At 41.0% G+C, this 9,214-nt stretch carries 6 protein-coding genes and 1 pseudogene; 3 read left to right on the top strand and 4 right to left on the bottom strand.

Annotated features, from left to right (window positions below):
* From FTT75_RS13525 to FTT75_RS13515, 3 genes and pseudogenes are all read left to right on the top strand, one after another.
* A pseudogene (locus tag FTT75_RS13525) lies at positions 1-129 on the top strand (IS1 family transposase); the annotation flags it as partial.
* A gap of 388 nt (positions 130-517) precedes the next feature.
* The gene (locus tag FTT75_RS13520) at positions 518-2,005 is read left to right on the top strand and encodes a SulP family inorganic anion transporter (RefSeq protein WP_005146104.1); all 1,488 of its coding nucleotides are present in this window, start codon (positions 518-520) and stop codon (positions 2,003-2,005) included.
* Between the two features lie 12 nt (positions 2,006-2,017).
* The gene (locus FTT75_RS13515; RefSeq protein ID WP_002115246.1) at positions 2,018-2,869 is read left to right on the top strand and encodes a universal stress protein; all 852 of its coding nucleotides are present in this window, start codon (positions 2,018-2,020) and stop codon (positions 2,867-2,869) included.
* A 245-nt stretch (positions 2,870-3,114) separates the two neighbouring features.
* Here FTT75_RS13515 and FTT75_RS13510 read toward each other — a convergent pair whose 3' ends face one another.
* The 4 genes from FTT75_RS13510 to FTT75_RS13495 all read right to left on the bottom strand — a co-directional run bounded on the left by FTT75_RS13510 (position 3,115) and on the right by FTT75_RS13495 (position 9,213).
* Complete coding sequence (locus FTT75_RS13510) at positions 3,115-3,681, bottom strand: recombinase family protein (protein WP_120376091.1); 567 nt, start codon at positions 3,679-3,681, stop codon at positions 3,115-3,117.
* A gap of 186 nt (positions 3,682-3,867) precedes the next feature.
* The gene (locus FTT75_RS13505; RefSeq protein ID WP_005028603.1) at positions 3,868-4,767 is read right to left on the bottom strand and encodes a cation diffusion facilitator family transporter; all 900 of its coding nucleotides are present in this window, start codon (positions 4,765-4,767) and stop codon (positions 3,868-3,870) included.
* Between the two features lie 86 nt (positions 4,768-4,853).
* Positions 4,854-7,994 (bottom strand): efflux RND transporter permease subunit, encoded by a 3,141-nt coding sequence (locus tag FTT75_RS13500; RefSeq protein WP_180186647.1) that lies wholly within the window; start codon positions 7,992-7,994, stop codon positions 4,854-4,856.
* Entirely contained in the window at positions 7,984-9,213 is a 1,230-nt protein-coding gene (locus tag FTT75_RS13495) for an efflux RND transporter periplasmic adaptor subunit (RefSeq protein WP_016658777.1), read from the bottom strand. The genes FTT75_RS13500 and FTT75_RS13495 overlap by 11 nt, the downstream gene beginning before the upstream one ends.
* Between the last annotated feature and the right edge of the window lies 1 nt (position 9,214).

Genomic DNA, 9,214 nt, shown 5'->3' with positions numbered 1-9,214 from the left:
AAAGTTTTACGTACTTTAACTGAATCAACCTATGAAATTCAGCCTCAGCAAAGTCATTATGAATCTCTCGAAGTAGATGAGTTCTGGAATTTTGTTGGAAATAAAAAGAATAAACAATGGCTTATTTTTGTTCAAAAGTCATATTTTACCTCGGAGAAACCGGACATTTTTATTGGTGAGAATATAGACACTTTAAATGGGTTCTAACACTCTCGTTTCGTATAACAGCCATTATGTTAAATGGACATAAATCAATTCTAAAATTATCTATGATCATTCTTACTTTTACTTCAGTACTGCGGTTAGGGTGGATAGAAAAGGGCCTAACTGCTATCATTGCCCCCGAAACCCTCCAAAATAGATATCTTTCTTAATATGACACTTACGCCACCATAAGTTTATTTATCTCTTAAAACAGTAAATAACTCATCACTGTCTAGTGATGTGGTGTAGTAGCTTGTGTGTCATATATCACATCACTAGCCTTTCCTAAAATTTAAAAAAATAGGCTATTTTCATGTTATCCACTATTCGAGAACAATGGTTCTCCAATATTCGCGGGGATGTTCTTGCGGGTATTGTTGTTGCTTTGGCTCTAATTCCTGAAGCAATTGCCTTTTCAATTATTGCAGGTGTCGACCCTAAGGTAGGGTTATATGCTTCATTCTGTATTGCCGTGGTGATTTCTTTCGTAGGCGGTCGTCCAGGGATGATTTCTGCTGCAACTGGTGCTATGGCTTTATTAATGGTCACACTGGTTAAAGAGCATGGTCTGCAATACTTATTAGCAGCCACAATTTTGACAGGATTTATTCAAATCCTAGCAGGCTATCTAAAATTAGGTGCATTGATGCGCTTTGTGTCAAAGTCGGTTGTGATTGGCTTTGTGAATGCCTTGGCTATTCTAATTTTTATGGCCCAATTGCCTGAACTCACCAATGTGACATGGCATGTCTATGCGATGACAATTGGTGGTTTAGCCATTATTTATCTATTCCCCTATATCCCAGTAATAGGCAAGCTTTTACCCTCTCCCCTCATCTGTATTGTACTCCTCACGCTCTTTGCCTTGTTCATTGGTTTAGATGTAAGAACCGTAGGTGATATGGGGCAATTACCAGATACTCTTCCAATTTTCTTGCTTCCTGATATTCCTTTAAATCTTGAAACTTTAGCTATTATTTTGCCTTATTCACTGGGATTAGCAGCCGTCGGTTTGCTTGAATCTATGATGACAGCAACGATTGTCGACGATTTAACAGATACCACCAGTGATAAAAACCGTGAGTGTAAAGGACAAGGCGTTGCCAATGTCGCTTCAGGCTTCTTAGGCGGAATGGCAGGCTGTGCCATGATCGGTCAATCAATTATTAATGTGAAATCTGGTGGTCGTACCCGTTTATCTACCTTTAGTGCGGGGGTCTTCCTGTTAATTATGGTGGTGTTTATCAGTGACTGGCTCAAAGTCATTCCAATGGCTGCACTGGTTGCCGTAATGATCATGGTTTCAATCGGAACATTTAACTGGGATTCACTGCGCAATATTCGCCAATATCCCTTCTCTAGCAATATCGTAATGATAGCGACAGTGGTTGTGGTTGTTGCCACACATAACCTGGCTTATGGCGTATTAGTCGGTGTTCTTCTTTCTGCATTATTTTTTGCTAACAAAATTGAACGCTACATGGCAATTCAGTCCGAATTTAATGAACCTGAAAGTACCCGTACTTATACGGTGACGGGTCAAGTGTTCTTCAGCTCGGCAGATAAATTTACGTCTGCATTTGATTTCAAAGAAGCACTTTCAAAAGTTGTGATTGATGTTAGTCAGGCTCACTTTTGGGATGTGTCTGCGGTCGCTGCCGTAGATAAAGTGGTCATTAAGTTTAGACGTGAAGGAACAGAAGTCGAACTGATTGGAATGAATGAAGCCAGTAAAACGTTAGTCGATAAGTTTGGTATCCATGATAAGCCAGATGCTTTAGATCGCTTAAATAGCCACTAAGAGGGATGAATTATGTCAAAAATTATTGCATGTATTGATGGATCATTAGCAACAAATACCGTTTGTGATTATGCAGCTTGGTTTAGCGATAAATTGAATTCACCTCTTCAGTTATTGCATGTCATTGATAAGCCAAAAGCGAAAGCACCACAAGATTTAAGTGGTGCAATTGGTCTAGGAAGTCGAGAAACCTTGCTAAACGAGTTGGTTGAACTGGAAGAACGTAAGGGGAAAATTGAGCTAGAGCATGGCCAAATTCTTCTTCGGGAAGCAAAAAACTATCTATTGGAGAAGTTCTCTATTGATGCTCAAAGCTTTCAACGCCATGGCAGTCTTTTAGAAACAATCATGGGAATGGAAGAGGATATTCGAGTTCTTGTTATGGGTAAGCATGGAACTGAAACCGAGCACAATTCCAGTAAAGTTGGAACCCATATTGAAAATGTTGTTCGTGCTCTTCATAAACCCGTGTTAATCACATCCTCACCGTTTAGTCCACCTCAGTCATTTTTAATTGCTTTTGATGGAAGTCCTACTGCACGTATTTGTGTAGACAAAATTGCAAATAGCCCTTTATTAAAAACCCTGACAGCTCATGTGGTATATGTTGGTAAGCCAAATAGTGATATGACATCACAAGTCACTTGGGCAAAAGAGCTACTTGCAAATAATGGTTTTGATGTCATTGATAGTGTGCTTGAAGGTGATGTTGAGAAATCTATATTGGATTATCAAGAAAAAAACGTTATTGATATGATTGTGATTGGTGCATATGGTCATTCAAAGATACGCCAGTTTTTTATTGGTAGTACGACGACCAAATTGTTATCAAGTTCTACAAAACCAGTATTATTACTAAGATAATTTTTACAAGATAAAGGGATAGTTAAAAACTATCCCTTTTTTAGAATTTCTAAAATTAACATAATACACCTTATACGTAATGTGTTATAATTCCACTTAGAAATCAATGCTGTAGTTTCTAGTTGATAGCCCACCTTCCCCAAGGTGAGCTTTTTTTGTGATTTTTCACGTTCCACGCTTAAAATTCGAACAGTGTTTCATGATTTTTATAAGTTAAACTAAATTTAGTTGCTAATCCCAATAAGCTATTCACTAACTTGTAAATATCGGTATACCGCCTGACGACTAATCCCAAAAGCTTTCCCTAATGCCATTTTCGATGGATACGTCCCCTCCTTCCATGCTTGTCGTAAAGCTTCAGCTTGGTCAGGCTTTAGTTTATGCACCCGACCTTTGTACTTCCCCTGAGCAGAGGCGAGTTTTATTCCTTCCTTTTGCCGCTCTAAAATGATCTCACGTTCGAACTGTGCAAAAGCACCCATCATTTGAAGCATCAAATTATCCATCGGGGTGGATTCGGCTGTAAAAGTAATATTTTCTTTTACAAACTGGATGGCGATCCCTCGTTTGACCAGTTTATCTACTTCAGTGACCAAATCTTTTAGGCTTCGCGCAAAACGATCCATTGAATGTACAATCACCCTGTCCCCTTCCCGGACATAGTTCAACATTTCCTGAAATTTAGGTCGGTCAGTATTTTTACCTGAAGCACGGTCAACAAAAATCCGGTCGACCTCAATTCCTTCAAGTTGACGTCCAGTGTTTTGCTCGACAGAACTTACCCGGACATACCCTACTTTTTGGCCTTTCACTTTTTCACGCCCCAATTGGATAAAAATGAACAATTTCGTAAATTATAATTCTTTAACACTAAAGTTACATGTTACTTATGATTAAAAATCATTTAAATGATACATAATTTCATGAACTTTCAGATTGTAACTTTAGGGTATACTTTAAAGTTACACAAAACATCTATATGAAGACTAAAGTCCAAATTAGTGTTTATGTTGGTTCAATGTATTACATTTCGTATTTTCTATTTGTAACGTAATTTCAGTAATATTATGATTATGTTTTAGAACTTCTAAGGCCTTTTGATAGAGTTGATCTGTATTGCTATTCGGAGCAACCAAATGAGCAGTTAAATGAATATTTCTTGAGGATATAGCCCAGACTTTCAACTGATGAATCCCTTCAACGCCCTCTAGCTTCAATAAATCATTTCTTAACGACTCAATATCAATCTCATCAGGAACTCCTTCAAGCAGAATATGAATACTTTGTTTTAATAAAATCCAAGTTCGAGGTAAGACCCAGAAGCCAATTAACACAGCGATTACGGTATCAACCCACATCCACTGGGTAAAATAAATAACTATTCCTCCGATAATCACGCCTATCGATCCTAGAGCATCACTAAGAACTTCTAAATATGCACCTTTTATATTTAGACTTCCTTCAGCACTAGCAGAAAGGATTTTCATTGAAATCAAATTTATGACCAAACCAATGACCGCGACAATCATCATTCCAACACTTTGAATTTCAGCAGGATTCGTAAAACGTTGATAAGCTTCATATACAATATATATTGCTACCACAAAAAGCATCACCGCATTAAACAGAGCCGCTAAAATTTCAAATCGCTGATAGCCAAAAGTTCTTTTATCATCTGCGGCTTTTTTACCAATTTTGATAGCGGCAAGAGCAATAGCTAAAGCGGCTACATCAGTAAACATATGAGCTGCATCAGATAACAAAGCCAAACTTTGGGTAATAAAAGCAGCGACAACTTCTACTATTAAAAAAGTAGTCGTTAAACCTAAGGCAACCATTAACTTCTTACTATTTTCTTCAGTAACAACCGCATGGCTATGATCATGATGTTCTGACATAAAATATTTTCCTTATTCTATTTATGATGAGCAGAGATATTGGATAACAGCCAATATCTCTGCTGTAAATCGACTAATCTATTGGATTAAGAAACTTTCTTTTCATTTATCCAACGATAAAGCACGGGTAACAGCACCAAAGTTAGTAATGTTGAAGAGATAATCCCGCCAATCACTACGGTTGCCAGTGGCCGTTGAACCTCAGCCCCTGTTCCGGTTGCCAGCGCCATTGGTACAAAACCCAGTGAAGCCACACAAGCTGTCATCAACACTGGTCTTAAGCGCAAAATAGCCCCTTGCCACACGGCTTTATGCACTGGATATTTGTCCCTTAATTCCTTAATAAAGGTCAGCATTACCAGTCCATTGAGGACTGCAACACCAGATAAGGCAATAAAGCCAATTCCAGCTGACATCGATAATGGAATATCCCTTAGCCAAAGGAACAGCACACCACCGGTCAAGGCAAAGGGTACCCCGGTAAAGACCAATAGACTTTCTTTGACATTGTGAAAGACCGCCATCAGTAAAATAAAGATAGTGATTAAAGCCAGTGGAATCACGATTTGCATCCGTGCTTTGGCTGAAGCCAAATTTTCAAACTGACCGCCATATTCTATCCAATAACCACTTGGCAAAGTGTATGCTTTGAGCTGTGTCTGTACATCAGAAACAAAAGACCCTAAATCACGCCCTTCAACATTCGTTGTAACCACAACTCGGCGTTTACCATTTTCTCGACTGACTTGGTTGATTCCTTCAATGGTCGAGACTTGCGCGACATCCGACAATAAAATACTGCCACCATTTGGAAGCTGAATAGGTAACTGGGAAACAGATGCGACACTACGGTCTTGCTCTCCAAGACGGATAACAAAATCAAAACGACGATCGCCTTCTAAAATCTCTCCCACGCTTTGTCCACCAATACTGGTTGCCACAAGGTCTTGAATTGAACGCACACTCAAACCATATTGTGCAGCCAAAGTTTTATTTACCTCGACATTCAGTAATGGCAAACCTGAGGTCTGCTCAACTTTCACGGCACTGCTACCCGATATTTGCTGAATGATTTTGGAGATTTTAGTCGCCTCAGTATTCAAAACCTGCATGTCATCACCAAAAACCTTCACCCCCACATCACTGCGTATACCTGAAATCAGTTCATTAAAACGTAGCTCAATAGGCTGAGAAAACTCACTGTTATTGCCGGGAATTGTCGCAAGATAAGCTTCCATTCGGGTTCGAAGTGCATCTAGGCTTTCTTTTGAATCTGGCCATTCCTCACGTGGTTTCAGCATGATATAACCATCGGAAATATTCGGTGGCATCACATCTGTCGCCACTTCAGCAGTCCCGGTACGGGCAAATATAGCTTTAATTTCGGGAAAGTTTTTCAGTAAAAGCTTTTCGGTATTTTCCTGAATACGTAAAGACTCTTCCAAGCCTGTGCTTGGAGAACGTAATTGCTGTACCGCAAAATCACCTTCACTCAGCTGGGGTGCAAACTCACTGCCAATCTTCGTGCTGAGCAGACCCGTAATGACCAGGAGACAAATGGCAAAAGTTAAAACCACCGCTTTGTAATGATAGGCTCCATCCAATATCTGTTGATATCGGGTTTTGAGCCAGATCATCCAACGGCTTTCCGTTTCTTTGATCTCCCCTTTAACCCATAAAGCAACTGCAGCGGGCACAAAGGTGATCGATAAAATAATAGCTGCCACCAGTGCGAGAACAACGGTTAAAGCCATCGGATGAAATAGTTTTGCTTCTACACCACTTAAAGCAAAAATCGGCAAATACACCACCAAAATAATAAGCTGACCAAAAATAAGAGGACGACGTGCTTGGCGGGCAGCCAGAAAAACTTCCTTAAAGCGTTCACTTTGTGTGAGAGGTCGTTTTAACAGTTGCTGTGTATGGGCTAAACGCCGGATACAGTTTTCGACAATCACCACAGCACCATCGACAATGATGCCGAAATCGAGTGCACCTAAACTCATCAGATTGGCACTGATATTTTTCTGTGCCATCCCGGTTAAGGTAAACAGCATAGAGAGTGGAATGACACAGGCAGTAATCAAGGCAGCACGGATATTCCCTAAAAACAGGAACAGAATGATGATGACCAGGATTGCTCCCTCTACCAAGTTTTTCTGAACGGTTTTAATCGCCTTCTCAACCAAGGTAGTACGGTCGTACACCGTTTCAATCACTACCCCTTTAGGCAAACTATTCTGAATATCTTGAAGCTTGGCATCCACAGCTTTAGAAACAGTCCGGCTATTTCCACCCATCGCCATCATGGCAATCCCTAAAACGGTTTCTTTGCCGTTATAGGTTGCCCCACCGGTTCTTAAATCATGCCCAATAGAGACTTGCGCAATATCACCAACCCGAATTGGGCTGCCATTTGGGCTACCCAGCATGGTGTTCTCAATATCAGAAAGCCCATTGAATGTACCCGGTACACGTACCGTCAATTGCTGACCATTGTCTTCAATATAACCTGCACCTCGGTTCTCATTATTTTGCGCTAAAGCCTGTTGCAGTTGTTCTAATGAGATATTCAGTTGCTGCATCCGGTTTAAATCGGGAGAGACCACATAGGTTTTTTCAAAACCACCAATACTGTTGACCTCTGCAACTCCCTTAACACGTTGCAGTTGAGGACGCACAATCCAGTCCTGAATCTCACGCAAATCCATCGGCGTGTATGCAGTTCCATCCGGCTTTTTCGCATTCGGATCTGCCTTCAGTACCCATTGATAAATCTCACCGAGACCCGTAGAAACGGGGGACATCGTCGGTGCGATTTGTGCAGGCAACTCAGATTGCGCCTCCTGTATCCGTTGGTTAATCTGCTGACGGGCCCAATAAATATCAGTCCCATCTTTAAAGACAATGGTGACTTGAGAGAGTCCATAACGGGATATGGAACGGGTAAGCTCCAGATCCGGAATGCCAGCCATGGCATTTTCAATGGGATAGGTAATCCGCTGTTCGACTTCAAGCGCAGTAAAACCCTTGGCTTGAGTATTAATCTGGACTTGGGTATTGGTAATATCGGGTACAGCATCAATCGGGAGTTTCTGATAGCTATACACCCCGACCGCAATCCAGGTACAGACAAAGAGCAACACCCAAATCGCATTTTGTATGGAAAACTGAATGATTCGTTCGAATAAACCTTCTGGTTTTGGCAGATCAGAATTAATGTTCATGGCCTGCCTCGTCTTTTTCTAATTCAGATTTCAACAAGAAACTGCCTTGAGCGATATACTTCTGCCCTTCAGTCAGCCCAGAAATCACTTCAAGCCATTGTCCATCACTTGAAGCCTGCCCCAATTGCACTTTCTGTGCTTTTAAGTGGACTTGACCTTTTTGTTCTGAATCTACGATGAAAATACTGTCTTCACCTTCAATACTTTGCAGCGCAGACTTTTGAATCCGAAGGGCTGATTTTGCTGTAGCTTCCGGAATCAACACTCTCACTAACACATTAGAACGCAACTCAGTAGCTTGCGCATCGAGTTTTGCGCGCACCACCAGACGCCCTGTTTGTACATCTGCCTGAGAGGTTAAGCTTTGTACAGTAGCTTTATAGATTTGATCTGAATCATTCACTTTAAAGTCAATTTTTTGCCCGGCTTGCAGTTGACCTGAGAATTGATTCGGCAAATTAAACTCAAGCCATAAATCTTTCAGCTGTTCAATGACAAAGAGCTGATTAGCCAGTTGCACATTTTCACCGACCACAATATCTTTTTGACTGATCACCCCAGAGATCGGTGCTTTAATCAGAAAACGCCCATTGTTATTGCCACTTGCACCTAATGCATTTAAACGTGCTTGTGAGGACTGGACAGTAATCTGCGCTTGACGGTAGGCATTTTCGGCACGCTGGTAATCCTGTTTGGCAGAAATCCCCTGTGACCAGAGTTGCTGTTCGCGCTGGTAATCTTTACGGGCCAAATCCAGATTCACCTGTGCCATACGCAGATTTGCCTGTTGGTCGATCAGTTCAGGCACGATTAGTACAGCCAGCGTTTGTCCTTTTTGCACGCTCTGTCCTAAAGCCACATTGACCTGCTCGACATGACCACTAAAATTAGGCGATATATGCGCTTGTTGATCGGTATTCACCACCAATTTACCTGGCAGGGTTGTCAGCTTTTCAACCAATCCTGTGGATGCAACAGCAACTTTTAAACCTTGTTCAACCATTTGTTGGCTGGTCAGTTGTATTTCGCCTTCTTCAGCATGTCCTTCTTCAGAACTATCTTCATCAGAATGTTCGGCATTTCCCTCATCATGACCATGCCCCTCAGATTCAGTTTTTTTTGAACTTAACCAAATAACCAGACTGACCAAGACCGTAATCAGAATCAAAATTGCAATCATGAGAGACTGGGATATTTTTCCGTTTTGCTTGGCGTTCATT

This window comes from Acinetobacter sp. YH01008 (genome assembly GCF_013420435.1).
Lineage (GTDB): Bacteria > Pseudomonadota > Gammaproteobacteria > Pseudomonadales > Moraxellaceae > Acinetobacter > Acinetobacter pseudolwoffii.
This window is presented reverse-complemented; position numbering and strand designations above follow the sequence as displayed.

Bases quoted from the DNA above. Each gene is read 5' to 3' on its own strand.
- FTT75_RS13520 (WP_005146104.1), top strand. From the start codon at position 518: ATGTTATCCACTATTCGAGAACAATGGTTCTCCAATATTCGCGGGGAT.
- FTT75_RS13515 (WP_002115246.1), top strand. From the start codon at position 2,018: ATGTCAAAAATTATTGCATGTATTGATGGATCATTAGCAACAAATACC.
- FTT75_RS13505 (WP_005028603.1), bottom strand. From the start codon at position 4,767: ATGTCAGAACATCATGATCATAGCCATGCGGTTGTTACTGAAGAAAAT.
- FTT75_RS13500 (WP_180186647.1), bottom strand. From the start codon at position 7,994: ATGAACATTAATTCTGATCTGCCAAAACCAGAAGGTTTATTCGAACGA.
- FTT75_RS13495 (WP_016658777.1), bottom strand. From the start codon at position 9,213: ATGAACGCCAAGCAAAACGGAAAAATATCCCAGTCTCTCATGATTGCA.